19 protein-coding genes are annotated in these 21,990 nt (G+C 63.0%); 15 read left to right on the top strand and 4 right to left on the bottom strand.

Translation table 11 applies throughout. The features are described from left to right. Nucleotides 1-56 precede the first annotated feature (56 nt). Entirely contained in the window at nucleotides 57-848 is a 792-nt protein-coding gene (locus tag J2Y68_RS20560) for a lysophospholipid acyltransferase family protein (RefSeq protein WP_211711334.1), read from the top strand. A 66-nt stretch (nucleotides 849-914) separates the two neighbouring features. Beyond that, complete coding sequence (locus J2Y68_RS20555; RefSeq protein WP_309996425.1) at nucleotides 915-2,318, top strand: class II 3-deoxy-7-phosphoheptulonate synthase; 1,404 nt, start codon at nucleotides 915-917, stop codon at nucleotides 2,316-2,318. Between the two features lie 73 nt (nucleotides 2,319-2,391). Here J2Y68_RS20555 and pknB read toward each other — a convergent pair whose 3' ends face one another. Together pknB and J2Y68_RS20545 are read right to left on the bottom strand one after the other, a co-directional pair. Beyond that, nucleotides 2,392-4,452 carry a Stk1 family PASTA domain-containing Ser/Thr kinase gene (gene pknB, locus J2Y68_RS20550; protein WP_309996422.1) on the bottom strand — a complete coding sequence of 687 codons (2,061 nt, stop codon included), beginning with the start codon at nucleotides 4,450-4,452 and terminating at the stop codon, nucleotides 2,392-2,394. Between the two features lie 75 nt (nucleotides 4,453-4,527). After that, entirely contained in the window at nucleotides 4,528-5,874 is a 1,347-nt protein-coding gene (locus J2Y68_RS20545; RefSeq protein WP_309996419.1) for a LysM peptidoglycan-binding domain-containing protein, read from the bottom strand. Between the two features lie 256 nt (nucleotides 5,875-6,130). Here J2Y68_RS20545 and J2Y68_RS20540 point away from each other — a divergent pair, with 256 nt between their 5' ends. Continuing rightward, nucleotides 6,131-6,484, top strand: coding sequence for an Rv2175c family DNA-binding protein (locus tag J2Y68_RS20540; RefSeq protein WP_309996416.1), 354 nt, complete (start codon nucleotides 6,131-6,133; stop codon nucleotides 6,482-6,484). 121 nt (nucleotides 6,485-6,605) lie between these two features. On the opposite strand, the gene J2Y68_RS20535 is transcribed toward J2Y68_RS20540, so the two are convergent. Continuing rightward, nucleotides 6,606-7,700 (bottom strand): polyprenyl synthetase family protein, encoded by a 1,095-nt coding sequence (locus tag J2Y68_RS20535; protein ID WP_309996414.1) that lies wholly within the window; start codon nucleotides 7,698-7,700, stop codon nucleotides 6,606-6,608. After that, nucleotides 7,697-7,987, bottom strand: coding sequence for a hypothetical protein (locus J2Y68_RS20530; RefSeq protein ID WP_309996412.1), 291 nt, complete (start codon nucleotides 7,985-7,987; stop codon nucleotides 7,697-7,699). The genes J2Y68_RS20535 and J2Y68_RS20530 overlap by 4 nt, the downstream gene beginning before the upstream one ends. Here J2Y68_RS20530 and J2Y68_RS20525 point away from each other — a divergent pair. The 12 genes from J2Y68_RS20525 to ftsW all read left to right on the top strand — a co-directional run bounded on the left by J2Y68_RS20525 (nucleotide 7,986) and on the right by ftsW (nucleotide 21,988). After that, nucleotides 7,986-8,252, top strand: coding sequence for a hypothetical protein (locus J2Y68_RS20525; protein WP_309996409.1), 267 nt, complete (start codon nucleotides 7,986-7,988; stop codon nucleotides 8,250-8,252). The two genes, J2Y68_RS20530 and J2Y68_RS20525, sit on opposite strands and share 2 nt — an antisense overlap. A 92-nt stretch (nucleotides 8,253-8,344) precedes the next feature. After that, nucleotides 8,345-9,607 (top strand): DNA polymerase IV, encoded by a 1,263-nt coding sequence (gene dinB / locus J2Y68_RS20520; protein WP_309996406.1) that lies wholly within the window; start codon nucleotides 8,345-8,347, stop codon nucleotides 9,605-9,607. A 237-nt stretch (nucleotides 9,608-9,844) separates the two neighbouring features. Next, complete coding sequence (locus J2Y68_RS20515) at nucleotides 9,845-10,213, top strand: DUF3040 domain-containing protein (protein WP_211711326.1); 369 nt, start codon at nucleotides 9,845-9,847, stop codon at nucleotides 10,211-10,213. 474 nt (nucleotides 10,214-10,687) lie between these two features. Beyond that, complete coding sequence (gene mraZ / locus J2Y68_RS20510) at nucleotides 10,688-11,119, top strand: division/cell wall cluster transcriptional repressor MraZ (protein WP_211711325.1); 432 nt, start codon at nucleotides 10,688-10,690, stop codon at nucleotides 11,117-11,119. A gap of 166 nt (nucleotides 11,120-11,285) precedes the next feature. Further along, on the top strand, nucleotides 11,286-12,284 hold the full coding sequence (rsmH, locus tag J2Y68_RS20505) for a 16S rRNA (cytosine(1402)-N(4))-methyltransferase RsmH (protein WP_211711324.1): 999 nt from the start codon (nucleotides 11,286-11,288) through the stop codon (nucleotides 12,282-12,284). Then, a complete protein-coding gene (gene ftsL, locus J2Y68_RS20500; protein WP_211711323.1) occupies nucleotides 12,281-12,937 on the top strand; it encodes a cell division protein FtsL in 657 nt (218 codons plus the stop codon). Before rsmH ends, ftsL begins: the two co-directional genes overlap by 4 nt. A 42-nt stretch (nucleotides 12,938-12,979) precedes the next feature. Continuing rightward, complete coding sequence (locus J2Y68_RS20495) at nucleotides 12,980-14,776, top strand: peptidoglycan D,D-transpeptidase FtsI family protein (protein WP_309996402.1); 1,797 nt, start codon at nucleotides 12,980-12,982, stop codon at nucleotides 14,774-14,776. 102 nt (nucleotides 14,777-14,878) lie between these two features. Beyond that, nucleotides 14,879-16,510, top strand: coding sequence for a UDP-N-acetylmuramoyl-L-alanyl-D-glutamate--2,6-diaminopimelate ligase (locus J2Y68_RS20490; protein WP_309996401.1), 1,632 nt, complete (start codon nucleotides 14,879-14,881; stop codon nucleotides 16,508-16,510). Nucleotides 16,511-16,516: 6 nt separating this feature from the next. After that, nucleotides 16,517-18,007 carry a UDP-N-acetylmuramoyl-tripeptide--D-alanyl-D-alanine ligase gene (locus tag J2Y68_RS20485; RefSeq protein ID WP_309996399.1) on the top strand — a complete coding sequence of 497 codons (1,491 nt, stop codon included), beginning with the start codon at nucleotides 16,517-16,519 and terminating at the stop codon, nucleotides 18,005-18,007. Further along, nucleotides 18,004-19,113 carry a phospho-N-acetylmuramoyl-pentapeptide-transferase gene (gene mraY / locus J2Y68_RS20480; protein ID WP_211711319.1) on the top strand — a complete coding sequence of 370 codons (1,110 nt, stop codon included), beginning with the start codon at nucleotides 18,004-18,006 and terminating at the stop codon, nucleotides 19,111-19,113. The genes J2Y68_RS20485 and mraY overlap by 4 nt, the downstream gene beginning before the upstream one ends. Further along, nucleotides 19,095-20,684, top strand: coding sequence for a UDP-N-acetylmuramoyl-L-alanine--D-glutamate ligase (murD, locus tag J2Y68_RS20475; RefSeq protein WP_309996396.1), 1,590 nt, complete (start codon nucleotides 19,095-19,097; stop codon nucleotides 20,682-20,684). The genes mraY and murD overlap by 19 nt, the downstream gene beginning before the upstream one ends. Nucleotides 20,685-20,686: 2 nt before the next feature. Further along, nucleotides 20,687-21,988, top strand: coding sequence for a putative lipid II flippase FtsW (ftsW, locus tag J2Y68_RS20470; RefSeq protein WP_309996395.1), 1,302 nt, complete (start codon nucleotides 20,687-20,689; stop codon nucleotides 21,986-21,988). Nucleotides 21,989-21,990: the final 2 nt, after the last annotated feature.

The following is a 21,990-nucleotide window of genomic DNA, read 5'->3' as shown; positions in this document are numbered from 1 at the left end:
TGAGTGCCGGCCGGGTTGCCGGAAGCATGTCAACCGTCGGCCGTGAGGGGACTAACGTGTTCTATTGGGTCATGAAGAGGATCTTTCTTGGTCCGATCCTCAAGCTTCTGTTCCGCCCCTGGGTCAAAGGACTGGACAACGTTCCCGAAAACGGTGCCGCCATCCTGGCGTCCAACCACTTGTCCTTTTCCGACTCCATCTTCCTTCCGTTGATGGTTCGTCGTCCCGTGATCTTCCTGGCCAAGTCCGAGTACTTCACGGGTAAAGGCATCAAAGGACGCCTCACGGCCCTGTTCTTCCGGTTGAGCAACCAGCTCCCCATGGACCGTTCGGGCGGCGCTGCGTCGGAAATGTCACTGCAAGCGGGTAAGGATGTTCTTGCATCCGGAGGCCTCCTGGGCATCTACCCTGAAGGTACCCGCAGCCCTGATGCCAGGCTCTACCGCGGCAAGGTGGGCGTCGCCAAACTGGCCCTTCAGACACGGGTGCCGGTGGTGCCGGTGGCCATGATCGGGACCGAAAAGGTCCAGCCCATCGGTAAGAGACTGCCGAACATCCGACGGATCGGCATCATCTTCGGGCAGCCAATGGACTTCAGCCGTTACTACGGCATGGAGGACGACCGCCAGGTCCAGCGGGCCGTAACCGATGAAATCATGTCCGGTCTGATGCGCCTCTCCGGCCAGGAGTACGTGGACGAATATGCTGCAGTGGTCAAGGCCCAGCTGGCCGGAAAAGGCCCGGAGCCGGTCCGAAAAGTCGAGGTTGCCGAAGACTCCACCCCAGACATCTCCGAGGACAGGGATGAACCGCGGGGCGGCGGGAACGGATCAGCGGAGAAACTGTGACGCAGCGGCCATCATCGGTTACGGCTGCAGTCCCGCAACCCCGCCGGAGGCTACTACTCTTGAAGGGTGACTGAGCTAACCGCGAACACCGCACCCTCCATTGCAGACCCCCTCGCCAGCACCGCCCAGAGCGGAGCTGCGAACTATCCCGGGCTTGACGCCTGGCGGGACCTGCCGATCTCCCAGCAGCCCACATGGTCGGACGCCGAGGTCTTCAAGGCTTCCGTCAAGGAGCTTTCAGCGGTGCCGCCGCTGGTTTTCGCCGGCGAAGTGGACGTCCTTCGGGAACGGCTCGCCGCCGCGGCCCAGGGCAAGGCCTTCCTCCTGCAGGGTGGAGACTGCGCCGAGACGTTCGAGGCCGCTACGGCGGACAAAATCAGTGCCCGGGTGAAGACCATTCTCCAGATGGCCGTCGTCCTCACTTACGGCGCTGCCATGCCCGTCATCAAGATGGGCCGCATGGCCGGCCAGTTCGCCAAGCCCCGTTCCTCCAACGACGAAACGCGCGACGGCGTGACCCTCCCCGCGTACCGCGGTGACATCGTCAACGGCTACGAATTCACTCCCGAGTCGCGCGCGCATGATGCAGGCCGGATGCTCAAGGCGTACCACACGTCCGCCTCCACCTTGAACCTTATCCGGGCCTTCACGCAGGGTGGCTTTGCCGACCTTCGCCTGGTGCACCAGTGGAACAAGGGATTCACCGAGAACCCCGCCCATGCACGTTACGAGTCCCTGGCGCGGGACATCGACCGGGCCATCAGCTTCATGGATTCATGTGGCGCCGACTTTGAGGCACTCAAGCGCGTCGAATTCTTCGCCAGCCACGAAGCACTGCTGCTGGACTACGAGCGCGCGCTGACACGTATCGACTCACGAACGGGCTTGCCGTACGACACCTCATCGCACTTCCTTTGGATCGGGGAGCGAACCCGCGAACTGGAGCACGCCCACGTGGACTTCCTGTCCCGTGTCCGGAACCCGATCGGCGTCAAGCTTGGCCCGTCCACCAGCGGTGACGACGCCCTTCGCCTGATCGACAAGTTGGACCCCAACCGGGAACCGGGCCGCCTCACGTTCATTACCCGCATGGGTGCCAAGAATATCCGCGAGAAGCTGCCCGCCGTCGTCGAGCGCGTTACCGCCTCTGGCGCCCAGGTCCTGTGGGTCACCGACCCGATGCACGGCAACACAGTTACGTCGCCCAACGGCTACAAGACCCGAAATTTTGATGACGTCATTGACGAGGTCCGCGGCTTCTTCGAGGTCCACCACTCGCTGGGTACGGTCCCGGGCGGCCTTCACGTCGAAATGACGGGCGACGACGTCGCTGAGTGCCTGGGCGGTGCCGATCCGATCGACCAGGACGCGTTCCTGGACCGATACGAGTCGGTCTGCGACCCGCGCCTGAACCACATGCAGTCACTGGAAATGGCGTTCCTGGTCGCGGGCGCCCTCTCCAAGCGCTGACCACGTGAGCTGACAAAACGAAAGGCGCGGTCCGGCTGAATCCGGACCGCGCCTTTTGTCGTTTTCTTGGGTGCTAGACCACCGTCAGCGTGATGAGGGAACCCTCGGCCACTTCTGTGTTGACGGGGTTCTGGTCGCGGACGGTCCCGAAGAAGCCGCCCAGGATTTCGTTGATTTTAACCTCGAACCCCAGGTCCTCAAGCTGTTTGCGGGCTTCTTTGGCCTGCTTGCCGACGAAGCTGGGTACCTTGACCAGGCGTGGCCCATCCGACACGGTGAGGGTCACGGTGTCGCCCTTGACGAGGTTGCCGCCTGCCGGGGCCTGGGAAAGAATGGCGCCTTTCGGTACCTTCTTGTCGTTGACCGCGTCCGGAGCGATCGCTGCCTTCAGCCCCACGTCCTGGAGGGCCTTGATGGCGGCGTCCTTCGTCAAACCCCTGACATCGGGGACGGGAATCGGCTGCGGCCCCTTGGATACCACCAAAGCCACTGGCGTGCCGTGGCGCACTTCCTTGCCGGTTGCGGGGTCCTGTGAAATTACGACGCCGGCCGGCACCTTGTCGTCGAAGGCTTCGGTGACGTTGCCCAAGGCCATTTGTGCTGTGTTGAGGGCGTTCTTAGCCTCTGCCAGGGTGACTCCCGTGAGTGTTGGCAGTGGGAAAAGCTGTGCCCCCTTGGAGACGAAGACTGTGACGGATTGGAACTTCCGGACTTCCGCGCCGGACTCGGGCTCGGTCCCAACAGCGAAACCGGGCATGATGTCGTCGTCGAACACGTCCTGCGGCTCAGACTGGAAGCCGGCGGTGCGAAGCAGCTGCTGGGCTTCAGCCACGGTCTTGTTCTTGACGTCGGGTATGGTTCCGGGAGATCCGGGACCCATGCCGAAGAACCACCCTGCGGAAGCGGCCAGCAATGCCAGGATGACGATCACGATGGTCCAGATGATGCCGCGGCGGCGTGGGTTGCCTTCGCGGAGTTGACGGACCGGAGTTGCCGCGGCCCTGGCGCGGTCTTTTGCTTGCTGCCGTTCAATCCTTTTCAGCTCACGCTTGCCAGGCTGGTTCAGGTCGCGGTCGGTGGCGTCCTGTGCGGAATGTTGGAGCCCCGTGCCAGCGGCGGCCATGATGGTGGTGGGATTGCGCTGGTGGGAGATGAACTCAGTGGGTGAGGCCGTGGCGGCCAATGCCTCCGTCGGATGTCCGGCGGGGTTGCCCACCGGCGTCGTTTCGTTTGCGGTCGCGGGGGAGTGCGGCGTCTGCGCGGGCGACTGCCGGTGGTCCAACTGCTCATCGGTGAGCGTGGTTCGGATGTGGCGCAGCTCCGTCAGCAGGGCAGCACCGTCCACCGGGCGGTTTTCGGCATCTGTGGCGGTGCACCACTGCACCAGTTCATCCAGGTCGTCGGCGAGGCCGGGGGCCACGTCTGAAGGCCGTCCGACAACCGAGTTGACGTGCTGGTACGCCACCTGGATGGGTGAGTCGCCTGCGTAGGGTTGCTTACCGGTCAGCATTTCGTAAAGCATGATGCCGGCCGAGTAAATGTCGCTGCGGGCGTCCGCGGCCTGGCCGAGCACCAGTTCGGGCGCCAGATAAGCCACGGTGCCGATCAGGGCACCCGTGCTGGTGTTGGCTGAGACTGCCCTGGCCAATCCGAAGTCAGCTACTTTGATGCGTCCGTCGTCGGCAATGAGGACGTTCTCGGGCTTGATGTCGCGATGGATCAGTCCGGAGCCGTGGGCGGCGGCGAGTCCTTCGATGACAGGATCGATCAGCGCCAGTGCGAGGCGCGGCGGAAGGGCGCCCTGTTCAGTCATGACGTCGCGAAGGGTGTGCCCCTTGACGTATTCCATGACCAGGTAGGCGATGTGGCCGTCCTCGCCTTGGTCCAGGACTCCCACGATGTGCGGGTGGGAGAGGCTGGCTGCTGCCTTCGCTTCGCGGCTCAGGCGTTGCAGGAAGGTGGGATCGTTGGCCAGGTTCGGGTGCAGGACTTTGAGGGCTACGTCGCGCTCCAGGCGTTGGTCCGTAGCCAAGTACACGGTGGACATTCCGCCTCTCGCGAGGCGTGAACAAACCGTATATCGCCCGTCCACGGTGGTCCCGATGAGGTGGTCCTGCGTTGGTTCTTGCACCATACGATCCTAAACGAGACGGGGAAGGGGCCCGAATCCACGCAGGATGCGGGCCCCTTCCGAGGTGCTGTGCAAGACCTAGCCGAAGGTGCGCTGGCGGGCCTTGATCGACTCGACGTAGCGCTTGGTGTCGTCGTACATTCCGTATTTGCTCACCGAGTACTGGCCCTGGTAATAGCCAGCGATCGCGTTGTCCAGGTCCTTGCTCGTCGCAATGAGCGCCCGGATGATGGCGACACCGGCAGTGGCGTTGTCGTACGGGTCCAGGAGGTTGAGTTTCCGGCCTACAAGGTCGGAGGCCCACTGGCCCGAGGAAGGGATGACCTGCATGGTGCCGATGGCGTTCGCCGGGGAGACAGCGCGCTGGTCAAAGCCGGATTCCTGTTCGGCGAAAGCCAAGGCCAAGGACGGGCTGACGCCCATTCGCCGGGCGGTATCTGCCACAATGCCCTTCATTTCGGCGCGGGTCGGCACCGGGGAGGCATTGAGGAGTGCCTTGTTTTCGTTGGCGGAACTGACTACTGCCGGCGGATAGGTGAAACCCAGGAAGGTGCTGGGAACCAGCGGCTTGGTTTCGCCCGCGGGCTGGAGGCTGCTGCCCGCGCCGGGAATGGTGAGTTTCTGGCCGGGATAAATGACGGTGGTGGCCGTGACGTTGTTGGCACTCATCAGTGCGGCAAGGGAAACACCGTGCCGCGAGGCGATGGAGCTGAGCGTGTCACCGGCCTTGATCACATAGGAACCCGCGCTCGTCACTGGTGCCGGCGTCGGTGCTGCCGGGGCCGACGGTGCTGTCGGCGCTGATCCGCCGCTGACCTTGATTTTCTGGCCCGGGTAGATGATGGAGCTGCCGTTGAGGTTGTTCCAGCTGAAGATGCTGGACAGCGGCACGCCGTGCTTGGCGGCAATGGCGCCCAGGGTGTCTCCGGATACCACTGTGTAGACAGTGGCGTTGCCCGGGGTGCTCGGCGTGCTGGGTGCTGCCGGAGCCGAAGGCTGGGCGGGTGCGGCGGAAGCCGTCCCAGTGAGCTTGATGGTCTGACCGGGGAAGATCAGCGTGGTCGCAGTGAGCTTGTTCAGTTCAAGCACCGCGTTGGTGTCCAGGTTGAAGCGGCGCGCAATCGCACTGATGGTGTCGCCGCGGACGATCGTGTAGGTATCCGGAACCGAGGGCGCCATCGGGCGCAGGGCAGCGGGAAGCGTAGCCGCGACCGCCTGGGCAGGAATCACCGTGCCGGTGTTGACGGCCTGGGCCTTCATGGCCGCCGCAAGGGTGGCCGGAATTTTGCGGGGCTGCGGAGCCGGTGTCGCCATGGAGGGTTGCGCCAAGGCCAGAGAGGACAAAACCACGGCGGGAAGCGCAGCCGTGGTTGCCGCAATGACCGGCATGCTCATGGTTCGTTTCGGCGAGCGGGGCGTCGTCATGAAAGTGTCCTCATCTCAACAGCGGGGGCGATTGTTAGCGCTGTTGTCAGTGTTACCAATGTTACTGATGTTATCAATGGTGCAAGAGTGATCAGTGTGAATCTCTCATACTTATTCCATCGGCACAACAATTCGACGCGTAATGGATTATGCTGACCGATTTATAGGGCAGAAATGGCGACTTCATGGCGATCGGCCCGCACCGCCGTCGTGCTCCGGCTAGGCGAGGGGCGGGGCGGCGTGGCAACCTTGTTCCGTGAGTAATGTAGAAAGCCTTGTTTCCGACTGGCTGCCCTTGCCGGATGTCGCCGAATTGCTGGAAGTTTCCATCACCAAGGTCCACGGACTTTTGGATGAGCGTGCCCTCGTAGCCATCAGGCGGGGAGAACGTAATGTCCGTTCGATCCCGGCCCTGTTTATTCAGGACGGTCACGTCGTTGACAGCCTGAAGGGGACGGTCGCGGTCCTCAGCGACGCCGGATATACGGACGAAGAGTTGATTGTTTGGCTTTTCACCCCCGACGAGTCGTTGCGGGGACGGCCCATCGACGCCTTGCGGGAAGGCCGCAAGACGGAGATCAGGCGCCGCGCCCAGTCACTGGCCTGGTAGGGGCCGCGCCCCCTCGGGGGTAACACACACTTAAACGCGTACGACGACGGTTCCCACCGTCGTCGTACGCGTCATGTCGTGTTACTGCCGGCTGCCGTATGGCAGGAAGGTGCGCCGGCGGTCAGGCCGCGCGGCTCACGGCGGCTTCGGCAAGCCGGCTGAGCGCTGTCAAAGGGACTTCCTGCAGGGGCAAGCGCTCAAGGGCTGCGAAGGCCTGCGAACTCAGTTCGGCAATGAGCGCCTCAGTGGCCTCCAGCGCGCCGCTTTGGACAATGATGCGCCTGATCGCTTCCACTTCTTCCGCCCCCAAGCCGGGATTGCCCAGAGTGCGGTCAAGGTAATCGGCTTCGGCCGGGCTGGCCTGGTTAATGGCGAAACCCACAAGGACGGTTCTTTTTCCTTCGCGGAGGTCGTCCCCAGCTGGCTTGCCAGTGGTTTCGGGATCGCCGAAAACTCCCAGGACGTCATCCCGCATCTGGAATGCCTCGCCGAGCGGCAAGGAGAACTCCGAGTATGCCCTCAGAAGTTCGGCGGGGGCGCCGGCCAAAGCCCCTCCCAGGGCGAGGGGATGTTCGGTGGAATACTTCGCGGACTTGTATCGGATGATCGACTTTGCCCGGTCCACGGAACCCGCACGGTCGCGGACTGGTCCAGCCACTTCTTCGAGGATGTCAAGGTACTGGCCGGCCATCACCTCTGCCCGCATGACGTTGAAGATGCTTCGTGCCGGTGTTCCGGACGCCGCGCGTGGCCCGATGCCGGTGAACGACTCCTCACTGAAGGACAGGCAGAGATCGCCGGTCAGGATGGCGGCGGCGTCCCCGAAACGCCCGCTGTCCAGGGCCCACCCTTGGGCCTCGTGGAGTTGGCTGAATCTCTTATGTACGCTGGGCCCGCCCCGTCGCGTATCCGAACGGTCGATGATGTCGTCGTGGATCAGCGCTGCGGCTTGGAAAAGTTCAAGGGCGCACCCGGCGGTGACGATGTCAGGATCGCCGGCTCCGCCGCCCGCGCCCCGCCAACCCCAGTAGCACAACAGCGCCCTCAGGCGCTTGCCGCCAGTGACCAGCTGCGAAATGGAACCGATGAGCGGTGCGACGTCGGCAGAGACACCCGCCATGAGGTCCTGCTGCCCGGAAAGGAAGCCGTTCAGTTTCCCGGCAACGGCACTGACGAATTCCGCTTGTTCAGAGGAGACCTGGGAGGAAACCGTCACTTGACGGATCCTGCCGCCACGTTGGCGCCAATGGTGAAGGTGGAAACACCCTCCTTCTGCCGGATGGATACGTTGACGGTCTCCCCGTCGCCCCGGATGAAGTCAAGCGAGGTGACGTTGCCGACTGCTTCGGGGCCAGGAACCAGCTTGAAACCTTGCGCTTCAAGAGAGGCCTTGTAGTAGTCCACCACCCCTTCCGGGGGCGCTTTCACCGTTCCGACCAGTGCCACGTTGGTCAGGGAATCTTTTTTGTCCACGCTGCTGGAGCGAACCGAAGTATTGGGCATGACCGGTATGAGTTGCTGGGGGAAGCCGGGGACCAGCGCATTCACGGTGGCAGTTGCATCGGGTACGGGAGCGGTTGTCCCGGTCGAAGCGGTCGCTGAGGGGGCAGCGGAGCCGGACGGAGTCGCGGCAGCGCTTGACGTTGCAGGGGACGACGTCGAGGCCGCGCCGCTTGGAGACGGAGCTGCTGAACCCCCGGTCGACGGTGTGCAGGCTGAGGCCGCCACTGCGACACTTACTGCGAGCAGGGCAAACCCTCGCGATTGAGGAGTTCCAAAGAGCTTCACAGGGTATCCTTCCTGGGGCTGAGCCGGATTGTGCCTCCAGTTTAGTCAGTGGCCGGGCATAGTATTGCCGGTGTGAGGCAGGAAGCATTCGGTGGCACCCAAGGTGCCCCCAACGGATCCGCCCGCAGCGCTGGAGATGCCCTGCGGGAACTGAGGCGAACCAGCATACTTCATGTGGACATGGATGCCTTTTTTGTCTCGGTGGAACTTCGCAGCCGCCCCGAGCTTCGCGGCAAGCCGGTGATAGTGGGTTTCCCGGCTGAGCGCTCAGTGGTCCTGTCCGCGTCGTACGAGGCCCGGGCAACAGGCGTGAAATCGGCGATGCCCATGTCCATTGCCATGAGGCGGTGCCCGGCGGCAGTCATCATCAATCCCCGGCATAAGGCCTACTACGAGGTCTCGGAACAGTTGATGGAGATTTTCGCCTCGATCACCGACCTCGTGGAACCCCTGAGCGTAGACGAGGCCTTCCTTGACGTGGGTGGCGCCATCCGGCGGTTGGGATCGCCGCTGGAGATCGGTCACCTCATCCGCCGGAGGGTCCAATCGGAGCTCGGCATCACCGCCTCTGTGGGCATTGCAGCGTCCAAGTTTGTGGCCAAGATCGCATCAACGCGCTGCAAGCCGGATGGCATCCTTCAAATCGACGCCGATGACACTGTTCCCTACCTGCACAGCTTGCCTGTCAATGCGTTGTGGGGGGTTGGTGGAAAGACCGGAGAAGTCCTGGCCCGCCTGGGTATCCGCACCGTTGCCGACGTGGCCGCGACGCCACTCGCATCCCTCAAGAAGGTGCTCGGAGCAAGTGGCGAGCACGTCCACCGCCTGTCCATGGGAATAGACCCCAGGCCGGTGACCCCTACCCGGCTCGAAAAGAGCATTGGTGCTGAGGAAACGTTTGCCCAAGACACGGGAGACAACGCCTTGCTGCACCGGGAGCTGCTGCGGTTGTCGCATAGGACCGCTTCCCGCCTTCGCAGTTCCGGCATGCTCGCGAGGACAATCGCCCTTAAGCTCCGCTACTCCGATTTCTCCACTGTTTCGCGGAGCCGGACTGTGCAGACTCCCGTGGACAGTGCCCAGTTGATCTACCAGGTGGCGGTGCAGCTCATGGAGTCTTTGGGACCGCGATCCATGAATGTCCGCCTGGTGGGGGTTCGGGCTGAGCAATTGGAGCCGGCCGGGCAAACATCCATGCAGTTGAGCCTTGATCGCAGGGACGACAATTGGCGTGCCGCGGAGCAGGCCCTGGACCGCGTGTCCGAGCGCTTTGGCTCCAGGACCTTGCTGCCTGCCCGGCTTTTGGAACCCGGTAAGCCTCAGCCCGGGAGCTGACGCCCGGGAGGGCGCTTTGCGGACGACTGCGTGTCTTTCAGATCGGCCTCCGACAAACTATCCTATTTATTACAGAGATTTAGATCGTCTGGACAAACTGTTTCCTCAACAGTCGGTCCCTGAATGCCCGCTGAACCCAGAGAGTATTTTGGGAACGATTCCCTTGGTCCGATCGTTTTGGTAACAGACGCACAGGACGCGTTATGTCCAGACGCTGGCTGACTAAAGGAGGTCGCGATGCCCCTCTCGGAGCACGAACAGAAGCTGCTTGAGCAACTGGAGAAGCAACTTCATGAGGACGATCCGAAGTTTGCCAACACAATGGGCTCGGATCCCATACGCAGCTGGTCCACCCGGCATGTGATTATCGGTGTGCTCGGCGCTATCGCAGGCATCCTCCTCCTGCTGGTGGGTGTGTCCATCCAAGCGATTCCCATAGGCGTGCTCGGGTTTGTCGTCATGGGTGCCGGGGTCTATTTCGCCACGTTGCGTGGCTCGGCCTTCGGTAAAGGCGGCAAGGCCAAGCCAGGAAAGGCCAAGCCCAAGAGCACGTTCATGAGCAGCCTCGAAGAACGCTGGGACGAACGCCGCCGCGACGACAACTGACCTCCTGTTCCCGTTCGGCAGCCGACATCACCGGACAGGAACTGAAGCAAGCATTCCCTGACTACCGCCGGGGATAACGAAAGGCCCGCATTGCGGGTCTTTTCGCGTTTATCCACAGTTCCCTGGCGCCCTCATCCGGCGTGCATATTCTTAGGTCCTTTAAGGGTGCTCCCTGCCGCGAGCCGAAGCACTCCACTTTCCGCCACCCGGCCCACTAATCCGGGCTGTTGCCGCCGTTGGGTCAGCTTGTAAGCCTCCGCGCCGGACCCCACCTAAGAAGGACCTCCCACAGCCCTCCACTGTGCTCCCTCCCTGGAAATCCGCGGGAATATTGGCCGACCGAATCTCAAAGTGGTGGAGAAACGTCCCAACGTGCGTTGACTGTGGGGCGTTGTGGAGTAAAGTGGAGAACATAAGAGGGTAGTGGCAGTGTTGGGCATGTGCGGGCACCTTGACTGAGGGGCGGTGGGGCCAGTGTTCTTGGGCACTCACTCTCCACGTCTCGACGAAAAGGGCCGAATCATACTTCCCGCCAAGTTCCGTGAAGAGCTTGCCGAGGGGTTGGTCCTCACAAGGGGCCAGGAGCGCTGCATCTACGTCTTCAGCCAGAAAGAATTCGAGCGTATTCACGAGTCGATGCGGGAGGCGCCACTGTCCTCCAAGCAGGCCCGCGACTACATCAGGGTTTTTCTGTCTGGGGCCTCGGACGAAGTACCTGACAAGCAGGGGCGCGTGACGATTCCGCCGGCGCTCCGGACGTATGCCGGCCTTGGCCGGGAACTGGCAGTGATTGGAGCCGGTACCCGCGCAGAGATCTGGGATGCCGAAGCTTGGAATGAGTACCTCAACGAGAAGGAAGCAGCCTTCTCGGAAACGGATGACGACAATCTGCCCGGGTTCTTCTAACCGGTCGGAGCGAGCAGGGATCCCGCTTCTTGGATGGGATCTCCAGCCGCCCATTGGACAGTCTTCCTGGCTCAACTTCCCCTGAGCCAGGCCGGCAGGACGATAGGCGCGGATGGGGATCCGATTCAAGAATCAGCGTGCAAGCACTAAGGAAAGAGGAGGCAGCGTGGAAGAGCAGGACGCGGCAAAGCCCACATCGGAGCGCCACGTGCCCGTCCTGAAAGACCGCTGCATTAATCTGCTCGCCCCCGGCTTCGAGGCTGCACGGAAGCTGGGCAGGACGCCCGTCGCCATCGACGCAACGCTGGGCATGGGCGGCCACTCCGAAGCGATGCTCCAGCGCTTTCCCGACCTTCACCTGGTGGGCATCGATCGCGACGAGGAAGCACTCGCCCTGGCCGGGGCCCGTTTGGAACCCTTCTCGAACCGGACAGACCTCGTCCACGCCGTCTACGACGAGATCGAAGACGTCCTCGCGGATCTTGGCATCCCGGAGGTCCACGGCATCCTCATGGACCTGGGGGTTTCCTCCCTGCAGCTCGACGAGCGTGAACGCGGTTTCGCCTACTCCTACGACGCTCCGCTGGATATGCGGATGGACACCAGCCGTGGCCAAACGGCAGCAGATGTGGTCAACAACTACAGCGAAGACGAATTGGTGCGCATCATCCGCAAATGGGGTGAAGAGAAATTCGCCGGACGGATCGCTAATAGGATCGTCAACGCCCGGGCCGAAAAGCCTTTCGCTACAACTGGCGAGCTGGTGGAGCAAATTCGCAGCGTCGTTCCCGCTGCCGCAGCGAAGAGTGGCGGACACCCCGCAAAGCGAACGTTCCAAGCGCTGAGGATCGAAGTCAACGAAGAACTCGATGTCCTCGAGCGGGCGGTTCCGGCGGCCGTTGCTTCTACGGCCATGGGCGGGCGGATTGTGGTGATGTCCTACCACTCACTGGAGGACAAGATCGTCAAATCGGTCTTCCAGTCCGGATCGAAGTCTTCCGCACCGCTCGGCTTCCCGGTGGAGCTCGAAGAGCACAAACCCGAACTCAAGACCATCACCAAGGGCACGGAAGTGCCTACAGCAGCAGAAATCGCTGAAAACCCGCGTGCGGCGTCTGCCCGCCTTAGGGCAGTGGAGCGTATCAAACCAAGGAGAGACGCATGAGCAACGCCGCAGCGAAGACAATGCCCTCCGTCGTGGGCAACACGGCACGGGCGCTGCCGGTTCCCGCGGGAAAACCCGATGCGCCGCGGAAGACCCGCACACCGCTTTCCTTGGTCCGCAGTACGCCCGGGAAGCGGAGGACTCCTTTTGTCGTCCTGTGCTTCGTGGCCATGGCAGCTGCATTGTTGACAGTCCTGGTCCTTAACATTTCAGTGTCCACTGCGCAGTACCAGTTGGTGCAGCTCAAAGCGGAAGCTGCGACGCTGAACAAGGAAAACCAGGACCTGACACAGAAGAAGCAGAACTACGAAGCTCCGCAGAATCTGGCCGCGAAGGCTGCAGAATTGGGAATGGTACCGTCCACGGTGAAAGGCCAGATCAATGTGGACACCATGACAGTTACGGGGAAGGCGACTCCTGCGGTCAAGGGGGACAACCCCGGTGCGCAGCTCGCTCCTCCCGCGGTGGCAGGAATGCTTGATGTTGTTCCCTCGGTGACTACCAAGGACCCGCTGGAGAACCTCAAACCAGTGACACCGGCCGCACCGGCTCCCACGCCGGCCGCTCCGGCTGCTGGAACGGCAGCAACACCGCCGGTTGAACTCCACGGCGGATCGGTGCCTGCTCCGCAACAGAAGGCACCAGGGCAGTAGTCCATCAGTCCATTGAAGTAAGGCCAGCAGCAAGGAATCCACGTGGCTCAGAACCCCGGCACATCGAAAAAACCGAAGACGCCGGCGGCAAGGAAGCGGCTGCGCGTTGGCCTTGGCATCATGCTGACGCTGTTGCTCGTAGTGGGCGGCAAGCTGTTCATGGTGCAGGGACTGGACGTTGGCGGAATGGCCGAAGCTGCCCTTGCAAGCCGCCTGACGCCCCAGGTATTGCCCGCCGAGCGGGGCAAGATCGTGGACGCGAACGGCACAGTCCTGGCCAGCAGCGTTATTCGCTACAACATCGTGGTGGATCAGGTCCAGAACACCAACACGGCTTCGTTCAAGCGCTACAACGAAAAGACCGAAGAACTCGACGTCGTTACCCGGGACCAGGGCATCGCCGAGCTGGCCGGCCTGCTGGGAGCTGACGAAAGCAAAGTCCGTGATGCCCTGACCGGCGATAAGAAATATGCTGTGGTGGCCAAGGACGTCAAGCCGGAGCTCGAGGACCGGATCTCCAAACTCCTGATTCCGGGCATCGTGGCCGAAGGTGTCAGCAAGCGGGTCTATCCCAACGGCAGCGTGGCCGGCGGCGTCATAGGGTTCCTGCAGGACGGCACCACCGGGCAAGCAGGCATCGAGCAGACGCAGGATGATGTGCTGCGGGGAACCGAGGGAAAGCGCGTCTTCGAAATTGGCGCAGACGGCCTCCGGATTCCCGTGGCGACGGACGAACTAACACCTGCCGTGGACGGCAGCGACGTCAAACTGACCCTCAACACGGACATCCAGTACTTCGCCCAGCAAGCCATCCAGAACCAGGTGGATAAGCTCAGCGCCGAGTGGGGCGTGATCATCGTCATGGACACCAAGACCGGCAACCTCATCGCATTGGCCGACACCAACGCACCCGATCCCAATGATCCGGGCAAGGTCGATGCCAAGGACCGCGGCGTTCGTTCGGTAACAGCGGCCTATGAGCCGGGTTCCGTGGAGAAGATGATCACGGCTGCAGCTGTCATCGAGGAGGGAAAGTCCAACCCGCTGGACCACTTCACCATCCCGCCGTCGTACACCATCGACGGACAGACCTTCACCGATGCGTTCGAGCACGGCACCGAAGAGCGAACGCTGGCCGGCATCCTGGGTTGGTCCATGAATACCGGGACCGTGATGGCAGGCAGCCGGCTGACCAAGGAGCAGCGTTATGACTGGCTCAAGAAGTTTGGGGTAGGGGAGCAGACCGACATCGGCCTTCCCGCCGAGGCCACCGGTATCCTTGCCAAGCCCGAACAGTGGGACGATCGTCAGCAGTACACAGTGCTGTTCGGACAGGGCGTGTCGCAATCCACGCTGCAGACGGTCCGTGCCTACCAAAGCATCGCCAACAACGGCGTCATGCTCCAGCCCAGGCTCATTGACAGTTACATCGCGCCAGATGGGGAAGAGCACAAGGTTCCCGCCAAGGATCCCCGCCAGGTGGTGTCCAAAGAGACCGCGGAACAGGTTCAGGACATCCTGGAAAGTGCCGTGACCGAGGGCCAGATCAAGGACGCAGCCATCGACGGCTATCGCGTCGGTGCCAAAACCGGAACCTCCCAGGCGCCCCGTGAAGACGGTTTGCCCGGCTTCGATGGTTACACGGCCTCAATGGTGGGTATGGCTCCCATGGAGGATCCCCGGTTCATCGTGGAAGTGGTGCTCCAGCGTCCCAAGGGAAGTATCTACGGCATTACCAACGGGCCGGTGTTCCGTTCCGTCATGGCACAGGTCCTCCGGACGTACAACGTGCCGCCGTCAACGGGAACCCCAGCGCGGTTGCCGCAGTTCGTCAAGTAAGCTTTTTGGGCGTCTGTTTCGGCCAAATATCGATCCACCACTAACGGCCCGGGCGCCGCTGGCCCACGGCCGGTCGTTCCACGAGCACCAACGGAGAACCACGTGTCAGAGCACAATCAGGCAGATGTCCAAGCCACCACGCCGGAATCCGGCCGATCGGGCTTCCGTCCCGGGTCTGTGGCTGCGGTGTCCTTGGCCACCATTGCTGAGTCGCTCGGACTTGCGGCCCCGGACGCCAGCCATGAGGCCGGTGTGACCGGTATAAGCCTCAATTCGAAGGCCGTCGAAACCGGGGACCTCTACGTGGCCTTGCCGGGTGCCTCACGGCATGGCGCCGACTTCGTGGCGCAGGCAATCGACGGCGGCGCTGTCGCGGTGGTGACGGACGACGCCGGGGCACGCCAGCTTGCGCTGGCCGGCGAGCAGCCCGTGCCCGTACTGGTCGTCGACCAGCCGCGTACCGTCGTCGGGCGCTTGGCCGCACTGATCTACCGCAGCCAGCCCGCCGAGGGCGGTTTCCCCTCCCTGTTCGGTGTCACCGGAACCAACGGGAAAACCACCACCACCTACTTCATCAATTCGCTGTTGCGTGCCCTCGGCAAAAAGCCGGGGCTTATCGGCACCATCGAGATCGTTGCCGGTGGCGAGCCCATTCCCAGCCTCCTGACCACGCCGGAATCCACGGACGTCCATGCGTTGCTCGCCCTGATGCGCGAACGGGGGCTGGATGCTGCCTCCATGGAAGTTTCATCGCACGCGATCTCCTACCACCGGGTGGACGGCGTGATGTTCGAGGTCGCGGGCTTCACCAACCTCACCCAGGACCATCTGGACCTGCACGGAAGCATGGAAGAGTACTTCCGCACCAAGGCGGAGCTGTTCACCAGTGGGAGGGCCCGCCGCGCCGTCGTCACGGTTGACGATGCCTGGGGACGGAAGCTCGCCGGGACTGCCGGCATCCCGGTGACAACGCTCTCGGCGAAGGGTTCTGACGCAGACTGGCACGTGGCGTCCACCACTGCCCGCGGACTCGGCTCTGAGTTTGAACTCAGGCACACCGACGGCCGCTCCCTGCGCGTCCACACGGGGCTCCCCGGAGGCTTCAACGTGGCCAATGCGGCACTGGCCACCGTCATGGTCCTGGCGTCCGGCGTCGATGTGGAGACCCTCCAATCGGCCCTGGACACCCATGATCCATTCACCGTGGCCGTTCCTGGCCGCATGCAGCTCGTCTCCAGCGCCCCTGCCTCCGTTGTTGATTTTGCCCACAATCCTGATGCCCTCGCCCGCGCTTTGGAAGCGGTTCGCTCGCCCAAGGAGGGATCGCGCGTGATCGTGGTCTTCGGTGCCACGGGCCAGCGGGACCAAGGCAAGCGGCCCACCATGGGGGCCATCGCGGCGCGCCTGGCCGATGTGGTGATCATCAGCGATGACGATCCCCACGACGAAGATGCAGCGGCAATCCGCGCCGACGTGATGCAGGGCGCCATAGCGGCACGCGATGCCGAAGGTCTGGGGTGCGAGGTCATCGAGTCCTACCCGAGGGATACTGCCATCCGCCTGGCCGTCGACAAGGCAACGGCAGAGGACACCATCCTCATCGCCGGCCGCGGCCACGAGGTCTGGCAGGAAGTCAAGGGAGTGAACCTGGCACTGGATGACAGGGTGGAGTTGCGCGCCGCCTTGACATCCAAGGGATTCAGCGTTTCAACGGACCAGCGGATAGAGTCCTAAACCGAGATGATTGCACTTACTGCGGCGGAGATCGCCGACATCACCCATGGCCGCTTGACCGGAGCTCCGGGCATCGCGCCTACCTCCGTCGTCACTGATTCACGGGAAGCAGCCCCTGGTTCGCTGTACGTTGCCAAGCCCGGCGAGCACGCCGATGGCCACGACTTCGTCGATGCCGCGTTCGAACGCGGCGCCGTCCTGGTCCTTGCCGAACGTGAAGTGGCCGATGCCGCCGGGAACCCGCTTCCCGCCGTCGTGGTTGAGGACGCAGTCCTTGCCATGGGTGCGTTGGCGGCTGAAGCCGTCCGCCGGATCCGTGCAGCGCGGCAGCAGCGCGGCGAAGACTTTACGGTGATCGGCATCACCGGGTCCGCGGGCAAGACCACCACCAAGGACCTCTTGGCGGGCGTGCTGTCCACCGCTGGCCCCACAGTCGCGCCGCAGGGTTCCTACAACGGCGAGGTCGGGGTACCACTGACCGTCTTTTCCGCAGATGAGAACACCCGCTTCCTGGTCATCGAAATGGGCGCCACAGGCCTGGGCCACATCAAGTACCTCGCCGACATGGTCAAACCGGACATCGGTGTTGTCCTGGTTGTTGGCACAGCCCACGCCGGCGAATTCGGTGGCGTGGAGAATATCGCCAAGACCAAGGGCGAACTTGTCGAAGCACTGAGCGAGCACGGAACCGCGGTCATCAACCTCGACGACGGTCGCGTCGCCGCCATGCGCTCACGGACCAAAGCCAAGGTCCTCGGTTTCACTGCCTCGCCGGCCACCACCGAAGAGGTGGAAGCCCGCAACGTGGTTGTCAACGACCAAGGCTTCCCGGACTTTGACCTCGTACTTCCCGACGGCGGCCCGTCCGTTCAGGTGCGGAGCCGGCTGATCGGTGGCCACCACGTGACGAACCTGTTGGCAGCAGCTGCGGCAGCGTTCGCGGCCGGCCTTCCGGCCGCTGACATCGCCTCCTCGCTCAGTTCCCAGTCCGCGGCCAGCCGCTGGCGCATGGAACGGACTGAGCGCGCCGACGGCGTCACCATTATCAACGACGCGTACAACGCAAACCCCGAATCCATGCGGGCGGCCCTGCGCACCTTGGCCGACCTCGGACAGGGCCGCAGAACCTGGGCGGTCCTGGGCGCCATGCTCGAGCTGGGGGAGGACTCCATCCGCGAGCACACGGCCGTGGGCACCCAGGTGGTGCGCCTGAACATCTCCAGGCTGGTAGTAGTGGGCCGGGAAGCCCGGGCCCTCTACGTCTCCGCCATCCAGGAAGGGTCCTGGGGCGACGAGTGCTCGTTCACCGAAACCGTGGAGGAAGCCTACGAGCTCCTGCGCAACGAGTTGGAACCCGGTGACCTCGTCCTTTTCAAGTCCTCCAACGGGGTGGGCCTGCGGCATTTGGGTGATCGGATAGCATTACCTCCACGGGCCGAGCCCACCGGAGACACCGCGGATGAAGCTGCCGCAAGCGAAGGGAACGAGCTGCTGTGATTGCACTTTTGATCGGCGCCGGCGTCGCCCTCCTGGTCGCCCTTATTGGGACGCCCCTGTTCATTAAGTTCCTTGTGGCCAAGAGCTACGGCCAGTTCATCCGCGACGACGGACCGACGTCGCACCACACCAAGCGCGGCACACCCACCATGGGCGGAACCGTGGTGGTGGCAGCTGTCCTGATCAGCTACTTTGCCACCCACCTGGTGATGTGGATGATGAATCCACGCTCTCCGGGACCGTCCGCGTCCGGGCTCCTGCTGCTGTTCCTGATGGTCGGCATGGGCTTTGTGGGCTTCCTCGATGACTACATCAAGATTTCGAACAAGCGGAGCCTGGGCCTCAACGCACGGGCCAAGCTGATCCTGCAGGCAGCCGTTGGCATCATCTTCGCGATCCTGGTTTTGCAGTTCCCCAACGAAAACGGGCTGCGTCCTGCCTCGACCCAGATCTCGCTGGTGCGGGACATTCCATGGCTGGACCTCGCCTTCGGCGGCACCGTGGTGGGCGCAATCCTTTTCGTGCTCTGGTCCAACCTGATCATCACCGCGGCCACCAACGGCGTAAACCTCACCGACGGCCTTGACGGCCTGGCCGCGGGCGCGTCGATCATGGTGTTTGGCGCCTACACCATCATGGGAATCTGGCAAAGCAACCAGGCTTGTGGATCCCCGCGGGAAGCAGGCAGCGGCTGCTACCAGGTCCGTGACCCCATGGACCTGGCCCTGCTGGCCGCCATCCTCAGCGCGGCTTTGGTGGGCTTCCTCTGGTGGAACACGTCGCCGGCAAAGATCTTCATGGGAGACACCGGGTCCCTGGCCATCGGCGGAGCCGTTGCAGCCTTCGCCATCCTCTCCCGGACCGAGCTTCTGCTCGCCTTCATCGGCGGCCTTTTCGTGCTGATCACCCTGTCCGTGATCATTCAGGTGGGCTTCTTCAAGCTCAGCGGCGGCAAGCGTGTCTTCAAGATGGCTCCACTGCAGCACCACTTCGAATTGAAGGGCTGGGCGGAGGTCACAGTGGTGGTCCGGTTCTGGATCCTCGCCGGGCTCTTCGTAGCTGCCGGCCTGGGAGTTTTCTACGCTGAATGGGTGGTACTGCTGTGAATGGAAGCCCCGAAACTACTCCGTCCACCGGGGACAGGCTCAACGAACTCACCAGCTGGGACGCTGACTGGAGCGGCCTTCGCGTGGTAGTCACGGGAATTGGAGTGTCCGGCTTCTCAGCCGCCGACACCCTGATCGAGCTCGGCGCGAAAGTGGTAGTGGTTGATGCTGCCACCACAACCCGTGCCAAGGCCCAGGCAGACACCTTGAAGATCGTGGGCGCCGTTGACGTGCTGTTGGGCGAGGAGGCGGTAAACGCCCTTCCGCTGATCGACGGTGCGTTGCCCGAGCTGGTTGTGACCTCGCCGGGGTGGCGGCCGGACCAGGCCCTCCTGGCGGCCGCCAAGCGCAAGCACATCGCAGTTTGGGGGGATGTCGAGCTTGCTTGGCGCCTGCGCGTCCGGGCGGGCCACAAGACGGCGGATTGGCTCACCATCACCGGCACCAACGGCAAGACAACCACTGTTGGCATGACGGAATCCATGCTTCAAGCAGCCGGACTGAAGGCCATCGCCGTCGGCAACGTGGGCACGCCGATCCTCGACGCCCTCCGGGATCCCGTGGACTACGATGCCTTCGCAGTGGAGCTCTCCAGTTTCCAGCTGCACTGGAGCCACTCGCTGTCTCCCGTGGCAAGTGTTTGCCTCAACGTGGCCGAAGACCACGTGGACTGGCACGGTTCCTACGCCTCCTACCTCGCCGATAAGGCCAAGGTGTACGAAAACACCCAGAAGGCTGCCGTCTACAACGCCGAACAGATCGAAACTGAGCGGATGGTGGAGAACGCGGACGTCGTCGAGGGCTGCCGGGCCATCGGGTTCACCACCAACACACCGTCCATCAGCATGCTGGGCGTGGTGGATGGCCTCCTGGTGGACCGCGCCTTCATTGCTGAACGCAAGGACTCCGCCGCCGAACTCGCGGCCATATCTGATCTCGGGCCTGTTGCGCCGCGGCACATGGTGGCCAACGCCTTGGCCGCTGCCGCCCTGGTCCGGGCTTACGGAGTTGAGCCTTCAGCGGTGAAGCAGGGTCTGGCCAACTATTTGCCGGGCGCCCACCGCATCCAGCTGGTGGCCAAACACAACGACATCCTGTGGATCAATGATTCAAAGGCCACCAATCCGCATGCAGCTTCCGCGGCACTTTCCGCCTTCCAGAACGTCGTGTGGATCGCCGGTGGCCTCTCCAAGGGCGTCAACTATGACGACCTGGTCAAAGAGCATGCCCAACGCTTGAAGGCCGTGGTACTGATTGGTACCGACACCGAAGCACTGGAAGGCTCCCTCCAGCGACACGCAGCGGATGTCCCCGTGATCGTGCAGCCCAAGGGTGACACTGAAAGAGTGGAGACCGCAGCCGGTAATGCCGCTTCGCCTATCTACGGTGAGGCCGTCATGGCCCAAGCCGTCGCTGCGGCGGCCACCGTGGCAGCGTCAGGCGACACTGTGCTCATGGCGCCGGCGGCAGCATCCATGGATCAGTTCTCTTCCTACGCTCACCGTGGCGACGCTTTCGTCCAAGCAGTTCGCGAGCTTGTGGAAGGGCAGGCACCGACCACCGAGGAGTAACAATGGTCAGCACGCCCACCCGCACCCGCGGCAAAGCGCCACGGGACGGGAAACCCGAGGCATCGCCCGGTCCGGCGAAGAAGCCTTCCGGGCTCCGCCGGCTCGTGCGCAACTTTTGGGACAGCCTCGAAGGCAAGGACAGGGCTCCGAACAGCTCCACCTACTACCTGATCCTTGGTTGCGCCCTGGCACTGACGGCCATCGGCGTCATGATGGTCCTGTCCGCTTCCAGTGTCGAGGCAATTTCCGAAGGCAAATCACCCTACGCGGACGCCCTGAAGCAGGCCATGTTCGGAGTCCTGGGTGCTTTGGCCATGTACGTCATCTCGCGAACCAACGTGAACTGGATGAAACGGTTGTCATGGTGGGCACTCGGTGCCGTAGTGGTCCTTCTTGCGCTCGTCCAGGTCATGGGCAACAGCGTCAACGGCAATAAGAACTGGATCGACATCGGTGGAGTGACGCTCCAGCCCTCCGAAACGGCCAAGCTGGTGCTCTGCGTCTGGATCGCTGCCGTATTGGCCCGCAAGCAGAAGCTCCTGCACCGTTGGTGGCACGTGATCATTCCTGTCGTTCCCGGCGCAGGGCTGGTGATCGCCCTGGTGATGCTTGGCAACGACCTCGGCACAGTCATCGTCATTGCCGCGATCACGGCGGCGGGGCTGTACTTCGCCGGGGTTCCCGGCAAGATGCTTGCCATAGCAGGCACAGTCGGTGCCGCGGGCGCCATCCTCGCGACGGTCAGCAGCGCAAACCGTATTTGCCGTATCACCTCGTGGCTCGGTACTGCCTCCGCCTCCTGCACGGCCGACTTCGACTTCGACTTCCAATCCACCAACGGCATGTACGGCCTGGCGCAAGGCAGCTGGACCGGCCTGGGACTCGGCCAAAGCCGGCAAAAGTACAACTGGCTCCCTGAAGCCCACAACGACTTCATCTTCGCCATCATCGGCGAGGAACTGGGCCTGGTGGGCACCATTGTGGTCCTGGTCCTTTTCGCTATCCTCGGCATCGCCATCTTCCGCGTCGTCGTCCGCCAGACGGATCCGTTCCAGCGCACCCTGGCCGGCGGCATCATGGTGTGGCTCCTGGGCCAGGCAAGCATGAACATGGCGGTAGTCACCCAGCTGCTTCCCGTCGTCGGGGTTCCACTTCCGTTCATCTCCTACGGTGGTTCAGCGCTGGTGATGTCGTTGTGTGGCGTGGGCGTAGTCTTGTCCTTGGCCCGAGGCCAGTTGCCGCCGCAGCAGCGGCCGCGTTTCCTGCCGCGCCGTTCTCCGAAAACCGCACGAAAGCGTACTTAGCA

Source organism: Paenarthrobacter nitroguajacolicus, from assembly GCF_031455195.1.
GTDB classification, from domain to species: Bacteria; Actinomycetota; Actinomycetes; order Actinomycetales; family Micrococcaceae; genus Arthrobacter; species Arthrobacter nitroguajacolicus_D.
The sequence above is the reverse complement of the archived record's forward strand: the minus strand, read 5'-3'. Positions and strand labels throughout refer to the sequence as shown.